Consider the following 24200-nt stretch of genomic DNA (forward strand, 5'->3'; position numbering starts at 1 on the left):
ATAGACAGTAATGCTTACTAAAATAAACAAGCCAGACATTATTTTAGACCGTGATGGTGTTATTAATATCGACAGTGACAGCTACGTTAAAAGTGTTAATGAATGGCTCCCAATTCAAAGTAGCATTCTTGCGATTGCTAACTTGCACAAAGCAGGTCATCGAATTTTTATTGCAACCAACCAATCCGGTTTAGGTCGTGGGTACTTTAGCTTAGATACCTTAACCGCCATGCACAACAAAATGCTCGATTTAATACATCAAGCCGGCGGTGAAATTACTGGGATAGCCTTTTGCCCACACACACCTGATGATCATTGTACTTGCCGCAAACCAAAGCCTGGCTTATTGCATGATTTATCCCTAAAATTCAATATTGATTTAAACACCGCTATTGTCATTGGCGATAGCCTAAGGGACTTACAAGCCGCAACTGAAGTTGGTTCAAAAGCCATACTTGTTTTGACCGGAAAAGGAAAAAAAACTCAACAAGAAAACCCTGAGCTCCCTTACCCTATTTTTGAGACACTTTATGACGCAAGCCAAAACATCCTTATTTAAACTGTTAATTCCCGGATTACGATCGGTTGTTTTTTTTATATTCCAAGTCACTACTTTGTTTATATTTGCACCACTGGTTCTACTGTCTTTTCCGTTCTCCTATAACATAAGATACGCCATAGCTAGCACCTGGGCTAAACTGGTTATTAAAGGCCTTAAAGTTATTTGTAAGCTGGATTTTCAGGTAACTGGTTTAGAAAACATAAAAGGTAATGGCATTATTTTTTGTAAACATCAATCTGCTTGGGAAACCTTTGCGTTACAAGTCATGTTTCCAGAGCAATGCTGGGTCTTAAAAAAAGAACTGCTGTGGATCCCTTTATTTGGCTGGGCGCTTGCACTAACGCAACCTATTGCAATAGACCGCTCAAAAAAGAGTAAATCGTTTCGACAAATTATCAAACAAGGCAGCCAACGACTTCAATCTGGTCGGTGGGTTGTTATTTTTCCAGAAGGCACACGAACAGCCCCTGGTGAACGAAAAAAGTACATGGTAGGCGGTGCCTTATTAGCGGAAAAGTCTGGTTACCCGGTTATTCCTGTTGCACATAATGCCGGCGAGTTTTGGAAAAAAAATGCTTTCATAAAGCACCCAGGTACGATTCAAGTTCGAATTGGAAAAATGATCGACAGTAACGCCATGTCTGCCAAAGAGCTCAATCAACAAGCAGAAAACTGGATTGAAGGGCAGATGGAAGAAATAACAAACAAATCGCCTTAAAACGTTATTAGTGTCCCTTAACTATCATGCTATTAAATCAACTCTTATAGCTTTCAAGTGATCACTAATAACCCCATTAGCAATAGGTTTTATTAGGTATAGTTGACCTATCCAGAGTAAAGTTTCGGCTTTAAAGCATACCTTCTTTAACTAGAAAGTCGATAATGCTGGCGCGACCTTCACCTGTCTTAAGGTTTGTAAAAACATAAGGTTTATCTACTCGCATTCGCTTCGTATCCTTATCCATTACATCCAATGATGCGCCGACATAGGGTGCTAAATCAATTTTGTTAATCACTAAAAGGTCTGAGCGCGTAATACCAGGGCCACCTTTCCTAGGAATTTTTTCTCCTTCAGCAACATCAATAACATAAATTGTAATATCGGCTAATTCAGGACTAAATGTAGCCGATAAATTATCACCACCGCTTTCAATAAATATTAGATCTAAATCTGGAAATTTCTCACTCAAATCCTCAACAGCAGCAAGGTTCATTGATGCATCTTCACGAATAGCTGTATGAGGACAGCCACCCGTTTCAACTCCTACAATTCGATCAGCTGCAAGCGCTTCACTTTTAGTTAAGAATTGCGCATCTTCTTTTGTATAAATATCATTCGTAACCACCGCTAATTGGTAATCAGCACGCATCGCTTTACAAAGGGAGTCCAATAAAGCTGTTTTACCTGACCCAACCGGGCCACCCACTCCAACTCGTAAAGGTATTTTTTTTGAACTATTCATCATTTTCTTTTTTACCCAAATGTTAAGATCTAAATAATCGTGTATATTGTGTTTCGTGGCGTGCGCTAGCATGAGCCAACGCTGGCGAGGAGCTACCTATATCTTCATCAAAAATTTCCAACCCCTGCTCCACTGCTGTAGCTAACGGCTTTGCTAAATCACGTAAAATACGTTGGCCAGAAACTTGACCTAAAGGTATTAGTTTTACACCAGAAATAACTAGGTTCTCCAGCCAAGTCCAAGCAAAACCATGAGCAGCTATATTGACAGGAATACCCCATTGATTGACAGCTAACGCAAACCCAGCTGTTTGCGTTTTCGCCAGTGTTGACTGTAAATCAATAGAAGCCTCCACCTCTAAATCTATTAATAATCGCGTCATTGCTCGGCCACGGTTATTTTCTTCTAATCTCAGCTCACTGGTTTCTCTATAGGCCAATAAAATATCTGACCAACGCTTTAATGCTAATTCGTCATTATCTTCACATGCTCTAAGCATTCTCAAAAAAACTGGAATTTCAAGCTGTTGTAGATTAGTTTTTATGAGATCTAATAACCATGCTCGCAAATCGTTTTCACTATTCACCCAGTGTCCTTCAACAGCCCATTCTATGCCTTGTGAGTATGTGAATCCGCCTATCGGTAACGCACTACTACACAATTGTAATAGCCGTATTAAACTAACATTAGACTCAAGCATTAATTACTTTTTACTAAAAGCGGCTCCAATAACAACAATCAAAACAATGCCCAACGATAAAGGCCACACATGTTCTGGATTTGAAAATATATGCGAAATATTTTCTGATAGGTTGTGCCCATGCTCTTGGTGGGCATATGCTAAAGCTGGAAATAAAGTGACGATCGCTACGAGTAATTTATTCATGAAGAAAGCTCCTACTTAATGTTCATGGTGATGTAATCCAGTACTTTGGTAAGCACCTGGCTCAGGTTCAAATGGCGCTTTTTCGACCTTAACGGTTAACCCAAACCCCTTAAGCATGTCGTCTAAAACATGGTCATGAAGGTAGCGCAGCTGTCCGGGTTTAATCTGTAGGGCAACATGCCTATTACCCAAGTGGTAACTTGCTCTTGCCTGTAATAGATAATCATCGCAATTTACTGTCGACACGGTTTCATCCGCAGCAATGACCTTAACAACCAACCCATCGGTACTTACTAATAAGTCTCCATGATAAAGAGTTTGGCCTCTTTCTAAAAATAAGCCAACTTCTCGACCATCATCGAGGGTTGATCGTAGCCGACTTTTAACCCTACTTGCCAGTGGCAGGGTTAAGCTTGCTTGCGCATCAGCCGCTTCTTTCAGTTTTTTTACTAACTTCAGCATCATTAAAATAAAAAATATCGTTGCGTTAACGGTAACTCTATTGCTGGCTCACAGGTCAACTGCTCACCATCAGCAAACACTTGATAGGTTTGAGGGTCAACTTGAATATTAGGCTGATAATCATTAAGCAGCATATCCGACTTACATACATCACGGCAATGTTTGACTACCCCAATCATGCTTTTTAAGCCTAACTTGCCTGCAATATCATCTTTCGCTGCAGCTTGTGACACAAACGTCATACGAGTTGCATGCCGTGCACCGCCGAGTGCTCCAAACATAGTTCGATAATGCACTGGCTGAGGTGTAGGAATAGATGCATTTGGATCGCCCATTGGAGCGGCTACTATCATGCCACCTTTAATAATCAGGCTTGGTTTTGTGGCAAAAAATGCGGGTGACCATAAAACCAAGTCAGCTAATTTACCAACCTCAATTGAGCCTAATTCATGGGACATGCCATGTGTTATTGCAGGATTAATTGTATATTTAGCAATATAGCGTTTTGCTCTAAAGTTATCCGACAACTCATCATCTGTTTCTAATGCACCCCGTTGTACTTTCATTTTATGTGCTGTCTGCCATGTGCGCGTAATAACTTCGCCAACCCGTCCCATTGCTTGCGAATCAGACGCAATCATTGAAAATGCGCCTAGGTCATGCAGAATATCTTCTGCTGCTATGGTTTCCCGGCGAATACGAGACTCTGCAAAAGCCACATCTTCAGCAATATTAGGATCTAAATGATGGCAAACCATCAACATATCTAAATGTTCATCCACCGTATTGATCGTATAGGGCCTTGTTGGGTTCGTCGAGGATGGTAATACAAACGATTCACCACAGGCCTTGATAATATCTGGCGCATGACCACCACCAGCGCCTTCCGTATGGTACGTATGAATTGTACGCCCCTTCATTGCACCTAAGGTATGTTCTACAAAACCGGACTCATTCAACGTATCTGTATGAATTGCGACTTGTACATCCATTTTTTCAGCTACTGACAAGCACGTGTCAATTGAAGCAGGTGTCGTCCCCCAATCTTCATGTAATTTAAGGCCAATCGCGCCGGCTGTTATTTGTTCTACTAGTGGCTCTTCACTACTGGCATTGCCTTTAGCTAAGTAACCGATATTCATCGGCAATTCTTCTGCTGCTTCCAGCATTCGATGCATATTCCAAATACCCGGTGTACACGTGGTGGCGTTAGTTCCAGTAGCTGGGCCGGTACCACCACCTAACATGGTGGTGATACCTGACATCAAAGCTTCTTCAACCTGTTGAGGACAAATAAAGTGAATATGTGAATCCACACCTCCTGCCGTTAATATTTGGCCTTCTCCGGCAATCACCTCGGTTCCTGACCCAACGACTATATCAACACCGGGCTGTACATCAGGGTTACCGGCTTTACCAATACCAACAAGACGTCCATGTTTAATACCAACATCCGCTTTAATAATACCCCAGTGATCTAGAATTAATGCATTGGTAATGACCACATCAACGACCTCCGCATCTACACGTTGGCTCTGCCCCATTCCATCACGAATAACTTTACCACCACCAAATTTTACTTCATCACCATAGATGGTTCGGTCATCTTCAACTTTAATCCAAAGCTCGGTATCACCTAATCGAACACGATCCCCTGTCGTGGGCCCGTACATCTCCATATAAGCTTGTCTACTAATACTGGTCATGAGTCCGTCTCCAAAGTACCCATTACTTCGGCATTAAAGCCGTACACTTTTCGATCTCCCGCATAGGCGACCAACTCCACTTCCCGCGTTTGCCCTGGTTCAAAACGCACCGCTGTACCGGCCGCTATATTTAATCTAAACCCATAGGTTTTTTTTCGATCGAATGTTAAAGCAGGATTGGTTTCAAAAAAGTGATAGTGAGAACCAATTTGAATCGGGCGGTCACCCGTATTAGCCACACTAACAAGGACTGTTTCACGGCCAACGTTAAGCTTAATCGAGCCCTCTAGAACCTTTACTTCACCTGGGATCATAAGGCACCTTCCTGTCGTACTTTATTAAACAATTGGATCATGGATAGTTACCAACTTTGTACCATCGGGAAATGTTGCCTCAACTTGTACCTCCTGAATCATTTCGGCAATGCCTGTCATTACATCATCTCGTGTTAATAGTGTGCGACCGAAATTCATTAATTCAGATACACTTTGTCCATCTCGCGCACCCTCTAGTATGGCCGAACTGATATAAGCAATGGCTTCAGGGTGATTTAACTTTACACCTCGCGCTTTGCGCCGCTCAGCTAGTAATCCTGCGGTAAAAATTAATAACTTATCTTTTTCTCTTGGGGTCAAATTCATAATTAATCCTACTAAGTAGCCCAGATGCGTGGTGAACAGGCTTTACGCTTGAGTACCAATGGCCTTAATTCACCCCATAGACGAGTGAATATTTTCCTACATTGCTCCGTAGAATCACCTAAATATCGCACCAATAAACAGTCTTCGACTAAGGTTGCGGCAATCAATACGTTATTATCATCTGTCAATAATGTTCGCACCATCTCTAGCATGCTGTTGTTTGCAGGCGTTGCCAAAAAAATAGCCATCACCGAATTATTACGTAAACCGGTTGGTGACTCCAATTTATTTGCTTCAACGTTCATTTTTTCTATTAATAGCGGTCTCTCATTACGACTGAGCATAAAATCCAACTGCAAGCGACCTTCGGTAAATTTTTGTTGATTAGCTGGTAAACCAAAACAATGCATTTCCCAGCCTATAAATTGTGCTGTTGGCGTAAGGTCGATATGAGTACTCAAATGAACTTTCGCGCCAGGAAAATAAATATTTTCCTGGGGAAACCACTCTAATGTCGCCCCTTCATCTACAGTTAGCCTTTGTTGTTGGTGTGCTGTATCGCCTTGGCTTTTGTAATACTTCGTTGCACCCGGCGTAGTTAATAGCGTATTAGCCTGCTGCTCCACATCTACATTAATATACAAGCGATCACCACCGACCACTCCACCTGGTGGATGTAATATATACAAATGACACACATCACCTTCGGGATAAAATGCACGCTGAACAGCTAAGGGCCCACGTTGTTGGCGTGCAGACAACACCGTTTTATTCACTTGCACTGCAAACTTTAAATCCAGCTGAGCCTCCCAACCAGACACTGTTTCTGTCTCTATTGTTGACGTTAATGCTGAACTCATACGGTTAAATATTCACTGACTAAATCATCCGTTAATTCAGCAATTTCACCCTTAGCTACTGCGCACCCGCGTTCCATAATGATAAATTGGTCAGCAACTTTTTTAGTTATCGGTAACTTTTGCTCAACAAGCAATACGGTTAACCCAGCTTCTTTGTTCAATTTATTAATAATATCGCCAATTTCTTGAACTATATTTGGCTGAATACCCTCTGTAGGCTCATCAAGAATTAACATAACAGGATCAAGCGCTAGGGCACGCCCAATAGCTAATTGTTGTTGCTGGCCACCCGACAAGTCTCCTCCACGGCGTTGTGACATTTCTTTTAATACCGGGAACATCTCATAAATAGACTCAGGAATTGTTCGCACCTTATCTCGGCGTGATGATAATCCAATTTTTAAATTTTCTTCTACCGTTAACAGTGGAAAAACTTGTCGCCCTTGAGGTACATAACCGATCCCTAAACTCGCTCGTTTTTCCGCAGATAATTTAGATAGCTCTTGACCATCAAACATCATGCTTCCAGATTTTGTTGGCAAAATTCCCATCACACTTTGGACTAGAGTGGTTTTTCCAACACCGTTGCGCCCCATCAAACAGGTACATTTCCCTTTAGGTATTTCTATATCTAAATCCCACAATGTATGACTTTGACCATAGAATTGATTTAATTTTTCAATTTTTAACATCGCTAAGCACCTAAATAGACTTCAATAACACGCTCATCATTCTGCACTTCATCCATGGTTCCTTCTGAAAGCACACTCCCTTGATGTAACACGGTCACTTTGCGTGCAATTGAACGAACAAAATCCATATCATGCTCTACAACTACAACAGAATGCTCTCCTGCCAGTGAGGTCAGTAGTTCCCCGGTTTTTTCCATTTCTTGATGTGTCATTCCTGCTACAGGTTCATCCACTAATAACAGCCTAGGCCGTTGCATTAATAACATACCAATCTCTAACCATTGTTTTTGACCATGAGACAATAAACCCGCAGGCAGTATTGCTTTTTCAAGTAAACCAATTCTCTCAAGTACTTGGTCAATAGTATCCCGTTGCTCGCCCGTTAATGTTGCAAATAGCGTCGCCCAAACACCTTTATCACCTTTCATCGATAGCTCAAGGTTTTCAAATACAGTATGGTTTTCAAATATTGTTGGTTTTTGAAACTTACGACCAATACCAGCATTCGATATTTCTGGCTCTGTCATTCTAAGCAGGTTCATCGTTTGGCCAAAATAAACAGTTCCACTATCCGGCTTAGTTCTGCCGGTAATAATATCCATCATCGTTGTTTTACCAGCACCATTTGGACCGATAATACAACGTAACTCTCCATCATTAATATATAAGTTAAGATCATTAATGGCTTTGAAGCCATCAAAGCTCACACTGACATCTTCCATATATAAAATAATGTCTTTACTAACCTCTAGGTTAGGATTTATATCCGGCTTTAATAAATCAAACACCTCATCTCGGCGCAATACATCACGCACCATATCTAATGTACTCATACCGTAGCCTCTTTGCTTTTTTTGAATAAGCCGGCTACTCCTTGCGGTAGGTACATGGTTGCAAAGATAAATAACCCGCCTAGTGCATATAACCAAACCTCAGGAAATGCACCGGTAAAGTATGTTTTTGAAAAATTCACTAAAATCGCCCCTATTACCGCACCATATAGTGTTGACCGTCCACCAATCGCTACCCAAACGACCATTTCTATAGAGAGTAATGGTGAAAATTCACCTGGATTAATAATCGCAACCTGTGGTACATACAAGGCACCAGCAATGCCTGCAAGAATTGCAGAAAAAGTGAATATCCACAGTTTTACATTTTCAACTCGGTAACCAATAAAGCGAAGCCTATCTTCTGAGTCTCGTACCGCTATTGCAACGCGACCTAATTTAGATTGTACGATCGCTCGACAAGCTAAATAACCAAAAGCTAGCGCCACAGCCGAAGCAAAGAATAAACCCACTCTAGTTGCATCACTTTGCAGTGAAAAACCGAGAATATCTTTAAAATCCGTTAAACCATTATTCCCACCAAAACCAAGCTCGTTTCTAAAAAACGCTAACATTAGTGCATAAGTTAATGCTTGAGTCATGATTGATAAATAAACACCTGTTACACGAGAACGGAAAGCTAACCAGCCAAACAGATAGGCTAATAAACCCGGTACTAACATAACCATAATCGCTGCAAACCAAAACTGATCAAAGCCTTGCCAAAACCACGGTAATTCAGTCCAGTTAAGAAAAACCATAAAATCTGGTAACTCAGGGTTCCCATACACGCCTCTATCACCTATCTGACGCATAAGGTACATACCCATCGCATAACCACCCAGTGCGAAAAAAGCCCCGTGTCCTAAACTTAAAATGCCTAGCACTCCCCAAACCAAATCGACAGCTATCGCCAATAATGCATAAGTAAGATACTTGCCTAATAAAGTGACTGTATAGGTTGTTAAGTGAAAGGCACTTCCTTCTGGTACAACTAAATTTAATAGCGGCACCATAATACTAACGAGCAGTAAAATAGTAAGAAAAACTTGACCACCGACATCATCTTTTAAAATTTTCTTTAAATACATTTTATTTATCCCCCCACTTTTAAGTTGCTGCCCGACCTTTTTGTGGGAATAGCCCACTAGGTCGTTTCTGAATAAATAAAATGATAAATAGCAAGACGATAATTTTCGCTAACACTGCACCCGCCCAAGGTTCGAGTAATTTATTAGTGATACCCAGGCTTAGTCCAGCAACTAACGTACCCCATAAATTCCCTACCCCACCAAATACAACCACCATAAATGAGTCGATAATGTAGGCTTGCCCTAAGTTAGGGCCTACGTTTGTTAACTGACTAAGTGCTACCCCCGCGACACCTGCAATACCAGAGCCTAAACCAAACGTCATTGCATCCACCCAGTTTGCTTTAACCCCCATTGCACAGGCCATAGTCCGGTTTTGGGAAACGGCCCTTACCTTTAAACCGAGTGTGGTTTTTTTTAAAATAAACAATAAAATGAAAAACACCAATACTGCAAAAACAATAATATAGAGCCGATTCCACGTTAGTGCTAAAGCATCATTAACCTGCCACACCCCACTCATCCATGTTGGTGATTCTACTGCTCGATTTAAGGGTCCAAAAATTGATCGTACAACTTGTTGTAAAACTAAGCTGACACCAAATGTAGCCAGTAATGTTTCAAGTGGTCTACCATATAAGAACCTAATAATGCCACGTTCAATTAGAATTCCCACCAATCCTGAAACAATAAATGCCAGTGGAATAGCAATTAATACTGAATATTCAATTAGGTTTGGAAACCAAAGTTGCACAACATATGTTGTGTAAGCACCTAACATAATTAATTCGCCATGAGCCATATTGATAACACCCATCACACCAAAGGTTATAGCTAGGCCAATAGCGGCAAGTACTAACACTGATCCAAGACTTAAACCAAAAAACAGGGTTTCAACTTTGGCATACTGGCTAACTCGTTGATCAATCTTGGCTAATGTTTTCGTCGCAAGATTTTTCGTTTCTTTATCGTTTACATTGTCTATAACTTCTGCCAATACTTGACGCACACTCGGGTTAACACTGTCTTTCACATTTGCGATCAAGTTTTGTGTATCACCCTCATTCTTTTTAAGCTTTAGCGCTGAAATAGCAACATTTAATTTTTCTTTAACGTCATCATCTCGCTCTATCTTATAACGTTTTTCTAATGCGGCTAATTGCTTGACATCTATTTGACTTAACACCTGATCAACAGCTGTTTTCCTTATCGTTGCATTTTCATCATTAATTTGAATCATCGCCAGCGCATCACGTAACCTTGTACGCAAACGATTACTGATGATTATTTTTTTCCACTCTGATGAAATAGCAACACCCAGCGATTCACCTGTTAATACTGCCCTTGCGTAGTCTTTACCTGTTTTTTCAGTTAATACAGCCACCAATTTATCTGCTTTTCGGTAATGAAGCTGGCTATGTAGTAAGGCATCAATTACTAGTGGCAAGCGATTGTCATTAATTTTGACGAGTTTTTCTATCGCTTGCGTCCTTTTTTTAAATTTAGATGATGTTAAATCTGCTAACACAATTTCAAAATCGGCTGATATCCCATCATCAGCAAAAGACGAAGAACTAATGGGTATCATTACCATTAGTATTAGTACGACCATCCTAGTTACGTATGTCATGAATCACACTCTTATGTATTATTGTGTTTCTGAAAAGGTCTGCTGTTATTAAGTACAATTTAATCTCTTAATTTAAATACATGGCCAGACACAACATCAACTTACTTGTGCCTGGCCAAAAATTTCGCGATTACAACTGATTAGAAGTTTTGACCTGAACACTTTGCCGTTTTCACATTGTAATTGCCGCATGAAAGCGGTTTACGCCAATCTGAAATAAGGTCTTTCGATCCTTCTAAGTAATCTGACCATGCATCCCCTGCCACTAAACCAGATGTTTCCCAAACAGTACCAAACTGACCATCATCTTGGATTTCACCAATGACAACTGGCTTAGTAATGTGATGATTTGGCATCATCGACGAATAACCACCTGTAAGATTTGGAACTGAAATGCCAATAATGGCCTCTTGTACAGCCGCTGAATCAGTTGTGCCTGCTTTTTCTACTGCTTTAACCCACATATTGAAGCCGATATACGTCGCTTCCATTGGGTCATTCGTTACCCGTTTTTCATCTTTAGTAAAATCATGCCAGGCTGAAATAAACTTATCATTAGTCTCAGCTTCAATACTCATAAAGTAATTCCATGCCGCCAAATGGCCAACTAATGGTTTAGTATCCATACCTGATAGTTCTTCCTCACCAACTGAGAAGGCTACAACAGGAATATCTTCAGCTGAAATACCTTGGTTTCCAAGCTCTTTATAGAAAGGAACATTAGCATCACCGTTAATGGTAGAAACCACTGCTGTTTTCTTCCCTGCTGAACCAAATTTCTTTACATCAGAGACTATTGACTGCCAATCTGAATGACCAAAGGGAGTGTAATTGATCATAATGTCTTCTGCTGCAACACCCTTTGATTTCAGATACGCCTCAAGAATTTTGTTTGTTGTTCTTGGGTAGACATAATCAGTTCCGGCTAATACCCAACGCTCAACACCAATGTCATTCATCAGGTAATCTACCGCTGGAATGGCTTGTTGATTAGGTGCAGCCCCTGTATAGAAAACATTTTTAGAAGACTCTTCGCCTTCGTACTGTACTGGATAAAAAAGTATGCTATCTGATTCTTCAAATACAGGTAATACTGATTTACGTGACACTGAAGTCCAACAACCAAATACCGCTGATACCTTATCTTTATCAATTAACTCCTTCGCTTTCTCAGCAAATAATGGCCAATTTGAAGCAGGATCAACCACAACGGGTTCTAGTTGCTTCCCTAGCAAACCACCTTTTTTATTTTGCTCTTCAATTAACATTAAAACCGTATCTTTTAATGTCGTTTCACTGATTGCCATGGTGCCTGATAATGAATGCAATACCCCTACCTTAATTGTATCTTCTGCCGCATAGACATTACTTGCTATTAAGGCACCTGCTGAAACTAATGATGTAACTAATTTTCGTTTTATATTCATTTTGATTTCCCTATTTAATAGTGTTGAGCTAATTATTAATACTGGAATTGATAACCGATAACAAAAGCATCCATATCATTTGTTCCGTTGTCTGTGCTTGAGTAAGCCACAGAAATTCGAGAGTTAAACCCATCGATAACATAATTAAAACCAGCATCAATTGTTTCAGAATCGCTGCCGTTATCTGGGTTTACTTCTGAGTAAGAAAAGTAAGGTTGAACCTTGCCTATACCTAACTTGTTTGGAAACAAGTAAAGTGTTGTTGCTTTCCATGAATCACCTTCAAATAAACCAAATGCATTTGTTTTTCCGTCTAAATCAAAGTCTTTATAGGCTGCTTCAATGGTCAAAACACCTTCGTTTTCCAACACGTTTTCATATAAAACATCTGTATATAAGGCTGTGAAATCACCTAAATCACCAACAATACCGGTAGCATCTTCCTCAAATTGAGCAGCCACTGAGACAGTAAAAATATCGCCCGCTGCACCGTATGATGTACTACCTGTGTAATAACCAGGTGCTTTTTCAACATTTAAGAAGTTATAACTGAACCTCGCTGCATATAAAAAGTTATCATCTGGGTCCGCATCACCCATCCCTGCACTTTCATAACCTTCAAAAACACCGACAGCATAGGTAAAACGCTCCTCAGCTCCTAAACGACCCCATACCGTTACACCTTCATCACGCCCATATAGACCTGCATTACCTTTTCCATGATCTTCTCCTTGATCAGCAGGGCCAAATGGGGTTTTAAAAGCATTCCATATATTGGCGTAGTATGGACCACTCATTTCTTCACGATCAGCAGGCACTAGCATGCGGCCAGCCCATATATTTAGTGCAGGGTTAATTTTAAACTTTGCAATAGCATCTAAAATTCCAAACTCCTCATCAAATGGTGCATTAGAACTACTCCAAAATGTCTCGGTATTTAATTCAAACCCGATATTTTCAGAAATTTGACCATTAATATAGATTCGCGCGCTATCCAAGTTAAAATCATTTGACCAATCATCCCCACTAGGCGACGCATCCTCTACTGCAGTGAAACTTGTTCTCACGCCCACACCGAAACTTATCCATTTACCATCTGAACCTTCAAATTTTGCACCAGCCAATACAGAACCAGCCATGACTTGAGCAGCAATTAATGCCGCAATCCCTGTCACTTTTCCTGAATATTTCATCATTCATTACCTTTTATCTTGTCAATGGAAGGTACTAAAATGCGAATATCATGCCAGAATATAACCCTTTGTTTTTAATGGATAATGACTATATATTTAGAATTATTGCACAAAAAAAGCTCATAAAAATGAGCCTAAAAAAAATTAATGAATTAATTTGGTGCGATTTCCAGATATAAACTAATCGCTAAAACAAAAGAACCCTCTCTTAAACAAACCTAGACCTGATTTACTTTGTGATCTTGCATCATTCGATGAATGAATACAGGCTTATACTGGTAAAGCTAACCATTGCTTTTATTTCTTATAAGGAACCAAACTATCTAAACCCCTGCTAACAGATGTTTCGACAACTAATACATACCTTAAATATACCTATCTTGTAATTATTTAATTTGTTTCTCACACGGCTTCAATAAATTTTTTTAAATCCAGGATAAAAATGAGCTCCTGAAAGCTTATTTAAGAAGCTTTTTCACATAAAGCAACCCATTTGTATGCGTTTTTTATTTTTAAGCTCTACAGCAAAGGATAAAGCCTTTAGTGAAATTCATTTCCGATTTTTCAAAAAAAAGCGGAAATTTAATTTCCGCCTTTGATACTTTTAAACGACACATAACCCTTCTGGTTTATGTGTGTTACTTTTTCATAAAAAAACTACACATCTAAGTTTGCTACTTCTAATGCGTTTTTTTCTATAAAGTTTCGCCTAGGTTCTACTTCATCTCCCATTAATGTTGTAAACACTCCATCAGCTGCAATGGCATCCTCTATTCTTACCTGCAATAAACGTCTTGAGTCTGCATCTAATGTTGTCTCCCATAGTTGATCTGGGTTCATTTCTCCTAGGCCTTTATAACGCTGGATTTGTTGACCTTTTCTTGCTTCTTTCATTAATAATTCAAAAACTTCTTTAAAACTAGTCACAGTATGTTTCTTATCAGCAATATTAAGGTGCGTGTCTTCCTCAAACATGCCCACTAATGTTTTACCAAAACTGACTAAGCGTTTATATTCACCTGATTTAAAGAACAGACGTGGCATTTCAAAAGATTTCTCTACTCCATGAGACATGGTTATACAGTGAACCGACCAATTATCTTGTTGGTACTTTAATGACAAACTATATTGGGTTGGGCAACTTTCTATTCCGTTTAGGTTTTTTTCTAAGTCTTGCAACCAATCATTTAACTCATCTTCACTAACAGATTCTGTTATTTCAGTAGAAACCAATAGCTCGTTTAAAATCAACTCATCATAACGCCCCGCCAGTCTCGCAATCATTCCTTCAATTTGAATATGTTCTTTTGCAAGTTCTTCTAGCGCAAGGCCTGTAATAGCTGGTGTTTTCTCATTAATGACTAAACTTGCTTTTTGTAAAGCCAATTGTAGAAGGTAACTATTCAGCTCATTATCATCCTTAACATAATATTCTTGTTTACCTTTTTTAACCTTATATAAAGGCGGTTGCGCAATATAGACATTACCATTCTCAATCAACTCAGGCATTTGGCGATAGAAAAAAGTTAATAACAATGTTCGTATATGTGAGCCATCCACATCAGCATCTGTCATGATAATGATTTTATGATAACGAAGATTTTCTGGCTTATACTCTTCCTTACCAATACCGCAACCCAATGCTGTTATTAAAGTTCCCACTTCATCCGACGATAACATTTTATCGAACCGAGCTTTCTCTACATTGAGTATTTTTCCTTTCAACGGCAATATCGCTTGAGTTCTTCGATCTCTGCCTTGCTTTGCTGAGCCTCCAGCCGAGTCCCCTTCCACTAGAAATATTTCTGATAATGCAGGGTCTTTTTCTTGGCAATCAGCTAATTTCCCAGGTAAACCAGCAATATCTAAAGCAGACTTACGTCGTGTCATCTCCCTTGCTTTTCTAGCCGCATCTCTCGCCCTGGCTGCTTCTAGCATTTTGCCAGCTATTTCTTTTGCTTCTGTTGGGTTTTCTAACAAAAACTCTTGTAGCGCTTCAGCTAAGGATGATTCAACAATGGATTTCACTTCCGAAGACACCAATTTGTCTTTCGTTTGTGATGAAAACTTAGGATCTGGTACTTTAACTGATAAGACTGCCGTCAGCCCTTCACGCGCATCATCACCCGATGTTGTCACCTTCTGTTTTTTTGCTAGACCGCTACCTTCTATATATTGATTTAATGTTCGAGTGAGACCTGCTCTAAAACCTGCTAAATGTGTTCCCCCGTCTCTCTGAGGAATGTTATTTGTATAACAAAAAATATTCTCTTGATAAGAATCATTCCATTGCAAAGCCACCTCCACATTCACATCATTCTTATCTACGTTGATATAAATAATATTTTCATGGATTTGAGATTTATTTTTATTTAGGTGATTAACAAACGCTTTAATCCCACCTTCATATTCAAAGATCTCTTCTTTTGCGGTGCGCTCATCCGACAACCTAATTCTTACACCAGAATTCAAAAACGATAATTCTCGTAGCCTTTTTGCCAATAAGTCAAAATGAAATTCAATATTACTGAAGGTACCGATACTTGGTTTAAACCTCAGACTTGTTCCTGTTTTTTCAGTTGGTCCTACAACTTTTAACGGCTCTACAGGTTCACCTTTTTTATACAGCTGATAATGCTGACTACCTTCCCTGTTTATAGTTAACTCTAATTCGTCAGATAGCGCGTTAACAACAGACACGCCCACACCATGCAATCCACCGGACACTTTGTAAGCGTTATCATTAAACTTACCGCCTGCGTGGAGCACCGTCATAATGACTTCAGCAGCTGATCTCCCCTCATCGGGATGGATATCAACAGGAATACCACGACCGTCATCTGTGATAGTAACCGAATTATCTTCATGAATAATCACACCAACCTCTGTGCAGTAGCCTGCTAAAGCCTCATCAATAGAATTATCAACCGCCTCAAACACCATATGATGTAAACCTGAACCATCATCGGTATCACCTATATACATTCCTGGGCGCTTTCTAACCGCATCTAAGCCCTTTAGAACTTGTATATTTGATGAATCATAAGTCTCATTGTTTTTTTCTTCGCTCACTTAATTATCCTCTATCTGCATAACTCCACGTTTCACGTGAAACACCTTAGTTTCTTTCGCATCAATAAACTCTAAAAACAAATCTATATTTGTTGTCGTCACAAAAGTCTGTATATTTAGTTTCTGTAAAAAAAACATTACTTTTCTTACATTCTCCCTATCAAGCTCAGCACCTAAATCATCCAATAACACACAAACCGACTTAGATACTCGATCACGCATTAACTTAATTTGCGCTAAATACATCGCAATGACCAGCAGTTTCATCTGCCCTCTGGATAAATAATCCTGTGCTAACCTTCCATTAACCAGAACCTTAATATCTGCTTTATGCGCGCCTGCTGTGGTGAAGCCATACAAGATATCTCGGTCCTTTGCTTTATTAAGCGCATCCTCAAACGATAAGCTTTTATCCCAGCCTTTTAAGTAATTTAAAGTAACCTCTGCATCACCAATAAACTGACAGGCAATACCTTTAAGTTCTTTATCTAACAATTCAAGATACTTCTCTCTTTCATGACTGACTATTGTACCGTATTCAATCAGTTTATTATTCCAAACAGTTAATGTATCTAATTGTTTGGTTTTCAATAACTTATTCCTCTGTTTCAATAAGTGGTTATATTGCTTCGATATATTCAAAAATGAGTGTTTCACGTGGAACACACCGGTATCAATAAAAGCCCTTCTATCAACCCCACCATTTTCTAATAATGTTTGGGATTCAGGCCTGATAAGGTGTGCATGAAACAGACGGGATAATTCAGAAGATTTTTTTTCTGATCGAGCATTTATCCTGATAATGGTTTTATGTTTGTTTTTTTTAATCGCTATCTTATGAGAAACGTTTACATAAGCTAATTGGGCAAAAACAATAAGGCTATCTTTATTATGTGAGAGAACCTTAGTAATGTTTTGCGTTCTAAAAGAGCGCGCCCTACTTAGTATGTAAAGCGACTCTAGAATTGATGTTTTTCCACTCCCGTTAGGCCCAACAATAATATTAAGCTTAGGAGATGGTTGGAATATTATATTTTCAATATTCCTAACATCTTTAATTTGAATATCGACTAAAGACAAGAAAAATAATTACAGTAAAAATGTTTATATACGCATTGGCATAATAATAAATTGACTGCTCTTATCTTCTGGGTTTTCAAGCAAGCAACTACTGTTTGTATCAGTAAAAGAAACTAACACATTATCCGATTCAATTACATTTAGGGCATCCATTAAATAACTTGAATTAAAGCCCATACTCATCTCATCACCATTGTAATCAACCACTACTTCTTCTTCGGCTTCATCCTGTTCAGGGTTATTGGCATTAATAGTCATTAATTGGTTTGATAAGTCTAAACGTATTCCTTTATATTTTTCATTGGATAAAATGGAAACACGAGATAAAGCGGATTTAAAAGATAACTTATTGATATTAAAGCTATGTTTACTTTGTTCAGGGACTACATTATTAAAATCAGGGAAGCGTCCATCAATCAACTTTGCATTAAGTTCAACATCACCCAACGAGAATTTAATACTGTTTTTAGCGATCTTTATCTCAACAGCACCTTCAAATTTATCCATTAGTCTGAGTAATTCTTGGGCTGCTTTTCTTGGAATGATAACCTGGTTAATTGATTGGTTTTCATTATCAATTTTATTTTTAGATAGCGCTAGCCGATGACCGTCTGAGGCGACAGTTTGTAATTCACCATCAACAATTTCCATCATTAAACCATTTAGATAATAACGAACATCTTGTTGTGCCATACAAAAAATAGTTTTACTAAAGGCTTTTAATAAAACCTCTTGGTTAATGTTTAGTTGATTTAGGTAACTTGATTCATCGAAAAGAGGGTACTCATCTGATGGCAGTGTCCTAAGTGTAAATCTACTTTTGCCTGATTTAATAATAAGAACGCCATCATTGAAAGATAAATTTAATTCACAGTGATCAGGTAAAGATCGACAGATGTCTAATAACTTTCTTGCAGGAATCGTTATATTAAAGCTTTCTTCACCTATCAATATGGATTTAGCGCTGACCTGTACTTCTAAATCTGTGCCTGTGAATTTGATCGTACCATTGTTAATCGATAAATAAACATTCGATAAAATCGGTAAGGTCTGTCTTCTTTCAATAACACCAAAAACCTTCTGTAATGGCTCTAATAGATCTTCTTTATTAATATTTAATTTCATATCTCTTAATACTTATTATGATTATAGGGAATTAAAAATCGGTTAGTATTTTTAATTATTCATTTTAAATCAATAACCTACGTTATTTTGAAAGGTGTTGTTAAATATAAAAACTATTGTGGATAACTTGTTTGTAAAAGCATCTCAAATTTTATCCACAGCTTACACCTAATTAATGCGATAGGGTTCTTAACAGGTTAATATAATCTTCATCAATCAATTGATCAGAGTCTCTTAGCTCTTTTACTTTTCGTGTTGCGTGAAGAACGGTTGTATGGTCCCGGCCACCAAATTGATTCCCTATTTCTGGCAAGCTGTATTGAGTAAGTTCTTTTGCCAGTGCCATTGCTATTTGTCTTGGGCGAGCGATTGATCTTGTTCGTTTAGCAGACAATAAGTCAGATGTCCTTATTTTGTAGTACTCAGCAACTGTTTTTTGAATGTTATCAATGCTAATACGTTTGTTTTGTAGAGCAATCAAATCTCTGAGTGCTTCTTTAGTAAAATCTAAGGTAATAGGTTTACCGGTAAAGTTCGCATTTGCTAAAACTCTGCGTAAGGCCCCTTCTAGTTCTCTAACATTGGATTTAATTCTATTGCCCATAAAAAAAGCAACTTCATCAGCTAGGTCAACGCCACTTAACGCGGCTTTACTTTTTAAAATAGCCACCCGTGTTTCTAAGTCTGGCGGTTCGATAGGAATTGGTAAGCCCCAACCAAAACGAGATTTAAGCCGTTCTTCTAAACCATTAATCTCTTTTGGATAGCAATCACAGGTTAGGACGATTTGCTTATTGTTTTCAATGAGAGTGTTAAAGGTATGAAAGAATTCTTCTTGAGACCTTTCTTTCTTTGCAAAAAACTGGATATCGTCAATAAGTAATAGGTCTAATGAACGATAGTAGTTTTTAAAATCATTTATGGTGTTTTTCTGTAAAGATTGGACCATACCGGATACAAAGCGCTCGGATGATAAAAAAGACACACGTTTGTTTTTGTTCTTTTGAAGAATGGCATTGCCTATGGAGTGCATTAAATGCGTTTTACCGAGCCCTACTCCCCCATAGATAAAAAGCGGGTTGTATGAAACACCCGGGTTCTCCGAGACCTGTATAGCCGCGGCTTTGGCTAACTCATTAGATTTACCCATAACGAAAGAGTCAAAAGTAAAGGCACTATTAAGATTATGGGAAACACTGGGTGTGTTATTAGCTTTAGTCGTCGTTTTTTTACTGACAGTAGCGGGCGAAGGTTGTACTTTTGAACTGCCTATTTTTAGATGAAGCTTAATTTTATTTTCAGTTAACTTATTGATTATATTGGTTATATTTTCAATGTAGTTATCTGAAACCCAATCTAAAACAAATTTGTTTGGCGCAAATAAAAGCAATTCATCATTATTAGTTTGAGCTTGAAGAGGGCGAACCCAGGTATTTATTTGTTGAGGGGGAATTTCTTCCTCTAATCGTTGTAAACATTGCTCCCAGAGAGATGACACATTAATCCTTGATAAAATTGAAACGAATGGCTTATAAGAATACCCCTTAAAGGGAAAGTTATCCACAGTAAAAAAGATTCATTAGAGAACGACACTACGGCGGGAATCTTTATTTAAACATTGACTTTTTAGAGAAATAAAACTAACCTTCCCAGTCTTTTTCTCGAAAGAAAATCAAGCTCCAAAAAGCTATCTTTCGTCATATTATTAATTAGTCATTCATAGGACATTTCAACATGAAAAGAACGTTTCAACCAAGCAACTTAAAAAGAGCGAGAACACACGGTTTTAGAGCAAGAATGGCAACTAAATCAGGCCGTAAAATTATCAATGCTAGACGTGCGAAAGGTCGAGCTCGTTTATCAGCGTAATAAAAGAAAAAAAGCACGCGTTTACAAAAACACACAAGCTGAACAGCCCGTCGGAATACGCTAACGTTTTTAAGGGAGCTGAAAGAAGCACGGATGACTTGCTGACTGTCTTAGCGCGAAAAAAAAACTTATCTGGAGCAAGGCTTGGCCTCGCAATCGCTAAGAAAAATGTTAAAAGAGCTGTAAAAAGAAACGCTATTAAACGAGTAGTTAGAGAGTCGTTTAGACAGCAAAAAGAACACTTATCTGGCTACGACTTTGTTATTTTATGTCGCCACAAGGCTGCTTCGGCAAGTAAAAAAGAATTGGCAACATCCATTAATAGACATTGGATTAGGTTTATGAAAAGTGAATAAACTCTTTATTTATTTGATTAAATTTTATCGATATTTTGTTAGCCCATTGCTAGGTAGTCGTTGCCGTTTCTACCCTACATGCTCACAGTACGCGCTTGAAGCTTTTCAACAATACAGAACAATAAAAGCAATAAGCCTTACACTAAAAAGGCTTTTACGTTGCCAGCCTTTTTGTAAGGGTGGTGTAGACCCGTTACCAACGTCAGATAAAACTCATGGATAATCAAAGAACATTACTTTTTGCAGCGCTAGCATTTATAGCAGTGCTTATTTGGCAAGCTTGGCAAAAAGACTATGTCTTACCACAACAAATACAACAGCAAGTGCAAAGTGAGGGCGTTAATTCATCAGCGGATGTACCTAATGTTGCTAAAAGTGAGCCGTTACCAACCGGTGTTAATCAAGAGACAGAACCAAAGGATTTGGCGCTTAAAGGCGGTGTTATAGAGGTTATTACAGACGTATATGAGCTGAAAATAGATAAAGTTGGTGGCAATATAGTTAACCTTTATTTAACTCAGTATCCGGATACGAAAGGTTTAGAAGAAACAGTTCAACTGTTAAATAACACACCGTCCAAAACATTCGTTGTTGAGTCTGGCTTAATTGTCCAAAATGGTGAAAGCCCTAATCATCACGCGCTTTGGAGTGCATCTGACAGTCAATATGTAATGACAGGTGATGAGTTGCGGGTGCCGTTAACTTGGAAAAATGAAAGCGGTATAGAAGTTACTAAAACCTATGTGTTTAGCAAAGGTAGCTATAAAGTTGATGTTGAAACAAGTATAGAAAATAACGGCTCTAATAGCTGGTCTGCTAGAGAGTATTTGCAAATAAAGCGTAATGATTATGCTGATAAGAAAGCAAACTCAATGATCTATACGTATACCGGTGGTGTTTTGTATACAGATGAGGACAAGTATCAAAAAATTGATTTTGATGATATGGAAGATGAAAATCTTAGCCAAGAAGCCACAGGTGGCTGGGCAGGGATGATTCAACATTACTTCGGCGTTGCTTGGGTGCCGGAAAAAGAGAATAACTACACATACTATACAAAAGCATTAAGTGCTGGAAAGTATGTAATTGGCGCTTATTCACCGATGACTGTTGTCGAGCCTGGACAGAGAAAAACAATTAATTCGGTATTATTTGCAGGGCCAAAATTACAAGAGCAGCTTAAGGAAATTGCACCGGGCCTAGAGTTAATGGTTGATTACGGTAAGCTTACGATTATTGCAGAACCGATTTTTTGGCTGTTAAGTTTCTTCTATGATTTTGTAGGAAACTGGGGTGTTGCTATCATTATGGTAACGTTTACCATCAAAGCACTGTTCTTTAAGCTATCTGAAAAAAGCTATAAATCAATGGCGCATATGAAATTGGTGCAGCCAAGAATCGTTGCATTAAAAGAACGGTATGGGGACGATAAACAGCAGCTGAATAAAGCGATGATGGAGCTGTATAAAACAGAAAAAATAAACCCATTGAGTGGTTGTTTACCGATTCTGATTCAAATTCCTGTTTTTATCGCTTTGTATTGGACCTTACTAGAAAGTGTTGAGCTAAGACAGGCTCCTTTTGTACTGTGGATTGATAACTTATCTGCTGCCGACCCGTACTTTATTTTACCGGTTATTTATGGGATCACTATGTTCTTCCAGCAGCGTTTAAACCCTGCTCCGGTCGATCCTATGCAAAAGAAAGTGATGCAAATGCTACCGATTATGTTTACTGGTTTTTTTGCCTTTTTCCCAGCAGGCTTAGTGCTGTACTGGATCGTGAATAATCTATTAACGATTGCTCAACAGACAGTGATTATTAAACGTATAGAGTCGGGAAAAGAAAAGTAATTTATTGATGGCTAATAACGACACTATTGCTGCTGTTGCCACAGCCAGTGGTCGTGGTGGAATTGGCATTATTAGGATTAGCGGTACAAACACAAAACAAATTAGCCAGCAGCTACTGGGCAGTGAAATACCCGCCAGACAAGCTTGCTTCAAGTTATTTAAAGCAAACGATAATAGCACTATTGATAGTGGGCTTGCGTTGTACTTTAAGTCTCCAGCCTCTTATACAGGTGAAGATACTTTAGAGCTTCAGGGGCATGGTGGCCCAGTTGTTTTAGATATGCTTTTAAAAAGAGTGTTAGCCTTAGGTGCACGCCTTGCTGAACCGGGTGAATTCACCCAAAGGGCATTTTTAAATAATAAATTAGACCTAGCTCAAGCTGAGGCAGTTGCTGATATTATTGATGCAGGGACAGCTGCAGCAGCCTCATCAGCGCAACGATCGTTGCAAGGGGCTTTTTCAGAGCGAATTAATGATCTACAAAGGCAATTAACACACTTGCGTTTATATGTAGAGTCGGCGATTGACTTTAGTGATGAAGATATTGATTTTTTAGCTGGTGAAGAGCTACAAAAAATAATCTCAAACCTACAACAAGCCTTTAAAACGATTACAGAAACGGCAAAGCAAGGAAGTTTATTGCGTGATGGGATGACCGTGGTATTGGCTGGTAAACCGAATGCTGGTAAATCAAGTTTATTAAATGCACTTTCACAACGTGATACGGCGATTGTGACAGCAGTCGCTGGAACGACTCGTGACGTGCTCAAAGAGCAAATTCAAATAGATGGTATGCCAGTACATATTATTGATACTGCAGGTCTGCGTGAAACCAGCGATATTATTGAACAAGAAGGCGTTAAAAGAGCAAAACATGCCATTTCACAAGCAGATCAAGTGTTGTTAGTGGTGGATGATCAAGAATCAAGCTCTGATGATTATTTGTCTTTATTAAATGATATACCCGCCTCAGTTCCAGTAACGATAGTTTTTAATAAAGTGGATATTACCGGTACGCAGGTAGGTGAAACAACGTCGAAAGATGGGCGAACGATAATAAGGCTTTCAGCAAAACATAAAGATGGGTTAAATCTTTTAACTCAACACCTGAAAGAAAGAATGGGGTTTAATTCAGAAGAAAAAAATGTATTTTTAGCTCGTCGTAGGCACTTAGATGCATTGACTCGATCTCATGCTTTTTTAAATGATGGTATTGCCCAGTTACTTCATTATCAAGCTGGGGAGATGTTTGCAGAAGACTTGCGACTGGCACAAAATGCGTTATCTGAAATTACTGGAAAAATGACACCGGATGATCTTTTAGGGGAGATTTTCTCTTCATTCTGTATAGGAAAATAAAGAAATCTGGGTGAGTTAACTATCGACGTAGTTAGTCTACTT

Annotated in this window: 25 protein-coding genes; 7 read left to right on the top strand and 18 right to left on the bottom strand. The window is 38.8% G+C overall.

Going from position 1 to position 24200, the window contains the following annotated elements; translation table 11 throughout:
* The first annotated feature begins 10 nt into the window (after positions 1-10).
* Together gmhB and CPC19_RS01430 are read left to right on the top strand one after the other, a co-directional pair.
* The gene (gmhB, locus tag CPC19_RS01425) at positions 11-559 is read left to right on the top strand and encodes a D-glycero-beta-D-manno-heptose 1,7-bisphosphate 7-phosphatase (RefSeq protein ID WP_015004833.1); all 549 of its coding nucleotides are present in this window, start codon (positions 11-13) and stop codon (positions 557-559) included.
* Entirely contained in the window at positions 531-1280 is a 750-nt protein-coding gene (locus tag CPC19_RS01430; protein ID WP_015004832.1) for a 1-acyl-sn-glycerol-3-phosphate acyltransferase, read from the top strand. The genes gmhB and CPC19_RS01430 overlap by 29 nt, the downstream gene beginning before the upstream one ends.
* A gap of 130 nt (positions 1281-1410) precedes the next feature.
* Here the strand turns inward: CPC19_RS01430 and ureG are convergent, their stop codons facing one another.
* The 18 genes from ureG to dnaA all read right to left on the bottom strand — a co-directional run bounded on the left by ureG (position 1411) and on the right by dnaA (position 20218).
* Positions 1411-2025 carry an urease accessory protein UreG gene (gene ureG, locus CPC19_RS01435; RefSeq protein ID WP_015004831.1) on the bottom strand — a complete coding sequence of 205 codons (615 nt, stop codon included), beginning with the start codon at positions 2023-2025 and terminating at the stop codon, positions 1411-1413.
* Between the two features lie 22 nt (positions 2026-2047).
* Positions 2048-2725, bottom strand: coding sequence for an urease accessory protein UreF (locus CPC19_RS01440; RefSeq protein ID WP_016390252.1), 678 nt, complete (start codon positions 2723-2725; stop codon positions 2048-2050).
* Positions 2726-2728: 3 nt separating this feature from the next.
* A complete protein-coding gene (locus tag CPC19_RS01445; RefSeq protein ID WP_016390251.1) occupies positions 2729-2911 on the bottom strand; it encodes a hypothetical protein in 183 nt (60 codons plus the stop codon).
* A gap of 15 nt (positions 2912-2926) precedes the next feature.
* On the bottom strand, positions 2927-3376 hold the full coding sequence (gene ureE, locus CPC19_RS01450; RefSeq protein WP_015004828.1) for an urease accessory protein UreE: 450 nt from the start codon (positions 3374-3376) through the stop codon (positions 2927-2929).
* The gene (gene ureC, locus CPC19_RS01455; RefSeq protein WP_016390250.1) at positions 3376-5079 is read right to left on the bottom strand and encodes an urease subunit alpha; all 1704 of its coding nucleotides are present in this window, start codon (positions 5077-5079) and stop codon (positions 3376-3378) included. The genes ureE and ureC overlap by 1 nt, the downstream gene beginning before the upstream one ends.
* Positions 5076-5393, bottom strand: a complete 318-nt coding sequence (locus CPC19_RS01460; RefSeq protein ID WP_015004826.1) for an urease subunit beta — start codon at positions 5391-5393, stop codon at positions 5076-5078. The genes ureC and CPC19_RS01460 overlap by 4 nt, the downstream gene beginning before the upstream one ends.
* A gap of 24 nt (positions 5394-5417) precedes the next feature.
* Positions 5418-5720 carry an urease subunit gamma gene (ureA, locus tag CPC19_RS01465; RefSeq protein WP_015004825.1) on the bottom strand — a complete coding sequence of 101 codons (303 nt, stop codon included), beginning with the start codon at positions 5718-5720 and terminating at the stop codon, positions 5418-5420.
* An 11-nt stretch (positions 5721-5731) separates the two neighbouring features.
* Positions 5732-6580 carry an urease accessory protein UreD gene (locus CPC19_RS01470; protein ID WP_016390249.1) on the bottom strand — a complete coding sequence of 283 codons (849 nt, stop codon included), beginning with the start codon at positions 6578-6580 and terminating at the stop codon, positions 5732-5734.
* A complete protein-coding gene (urtE, locus tag CPC19_RS01475) occupies positions 6577-7272 on the bottom strand; it encodes an urea ABC transporter ATP-binding subunit UrtE (RefSeq protein ID WP_015004823.1) in 696 nt (231 codons plus the stop codon). Before urtE ends, CPC19_RS01470 begins: the two co-directional genes overlap by 4 nt.
* Before the next feature lie 2 nt (positions 7273-7274).
* Complete coding sequence (gene urtD / locus CPC19_RS01480; protein WP_016390248.1) at positions 7275-8105, bottom strand: urea ABC transporter ATP-binding protein UrtD; 831 nt, start codon at positions 8103-8105, stop codon at positions 7275-7277.
* Positions 8102-9202, bottom strand: a complete 1101-nt coding sequence (urtC, locus tag CPC19_RS01485) for an urea ABC transporter permease subunit UrtC (RefSeq protein WP_371595775.1) — start codon at positions 9200-9202, stop codon at positions 8102-8104. Before urtC ends, urtD begins: the two co-directional genes overlap by 4 nt.
* A 10-nt stretch (positions 9203-9212) precedes the next feature.
* Positions 9213-10823, bottom strand: coding sequence for an urea ABC transporter permease subunit UrtB (urtB, locus tag CPC19_RS01490; protein ID WP_236610526.1), 1611 nt, complete (start codon positions 10821-10823; stop codon positions 9213-9215).
* A gap of 140 nt (positions 10824-10963) precedes the next feature.
* Positions 10964-12250 carry an urea ABC transporter substrate-binding protein gene (urtA, locus tag CPC19_RS01495; RefSeq protein WP_015004819.1) on the bottom strand — a complete coding sequence of 429 codons (1287 nt, stop codon included), beginning with the start codon at positions 12248-12250 and terminating at the stop codon, positions 10964-10966.
* Positions 12251-12285: 35 nt separating this feature from the next.
* A complete protein-coding gene (locus CPC19_RS01500) occupies positions 12286-13446 on the bottom strand; it encodes a hypothetical protein (protein WP_035850651.1) in 1161 nt (386 codons plus the stop codon).
* Between the two features lie 654 nt (positions 13447-14100).
* Entirely contained in the window at positions 14101-16515 is a 2415-nt protein-coding gene (gyrB, locus tag CPC19_RS01505) for a DNA topoisomerase (ATP-hydrolyzing) subunit B (protein ID WP_016390243.1), read from the bottom strand.
* Positions 16516-17595: a DNA replication/repair protein RecF gene (gene recF, locus CPC19_RS01510; protein ID WP_016390242.1), complete on the bottom strand. Its 1080-nt coding sequence runs from the start codon at positions 17593-17595 to the stop codon at positions 16516-16518. It lies immediately after the preceding gene.
* Positions 17596-17619: 24 nt separating this feature from the next.
* Entirely contained in the window at positions 17620-18720 is a 1101-nt protein-coding gene (dnaN, locus tag CPC19_RS01515) for a DNA polymerase III subunit beta (protein WP_016390241.1), read from the bottom strand.
* 172 nt (positions 18721-18892) lie between these two features.
* Positions 18893-20218, bottom strand: coding sequence for a chromosomal replication initiator protein DnaA (gene dnaA / locus CPC19_RS01520; RefSeq protein ID WP_015004814.1), 1326 nt, complete (start codon positions 20216-20218; stop codon positions 18893-18895).
* Between the two features lie 236 nt (positions 20219-20454).
* Between dnaA and rpmH the strand changes: the two genes are divergently transcribed.
* The 5 genes from rpmH to mnmE are packed head-to-tail and all read left to right on the top strand — an operon-like array spanning position 20455 to position 24158.
* Positions 20455-20589 carry a 50S ribosomal protein L34 gene (rpmH, locus tag CPC19_RS01525; protein WP_015007058.1) on the top strand — a complete coding sequence of 45 codons (135 nt, stop codon included), beginning with the start codon at positions 20455-20457 and terminating at the stop codon, positions 20587-20589.
* Positions 20590-20627: 38 nt separating this feature from the next.
* Positions 20628-20945, top strand: coding sequence for a ribonuclease P protein component (gene rnpA / locus CPC19_RS01530; protein ID WP_050999779.1), 318 nt, complete (start codon positions 20628-20630; stop codon positions 20943-20945).
* Entirely contained in the window at positions 20938-21168 is a 231-nt protein-coding gene (yidD, locus tag CPC19_RS01535; RefSeq protein WP_015007056.1) for a membrane protein insertion efficiency factor YidD, read from the top strand. Before rnpA ends, yidD begins: the two co-directional genes overlap by 8 nt.
* On the top strand, positions 21161-22798 hold the full coding sequence (gene yidC, locus CPC19_RS01540; RefSeq protein WP_016390240.1) for a membrane protein insertase YidC: 1638 nt from the start codon (positions 21161-21163) through the stop codon (positions 22796-22798). Before yidD ends, yidC begins: the two co-directional genes overlap by 8 nt.
* Before the next feature lie 7 nt (positions 22799-22805).
* The gene (mnmE, locus tag CPC19_RS01545; protein WP_016390239.1) at positions 22806-24158 is read left to right on the top strand and encodes a tRNA uridine-5-carboxymethylaminomethyl(34) synthesis GTPase MnmE; all 1353 of its coding nucleotides are present in this window, start codon (positions 22806-22808) and stop codon (positions 24156-24158) included.
* Positions 24159-24200: the final 42 nt, after the last annotated feature.

This window comes from Cycloclasticus sp. PY97N, assembly GCF_002443175.1.
GTDB classification, from domain to species: Bacteria; Pseudomonadota; Gammaproteobacteria; order Methylococcales; family Cycloclasticaceae; genus Cycloclasticus; species Cycloclasticus pugetii.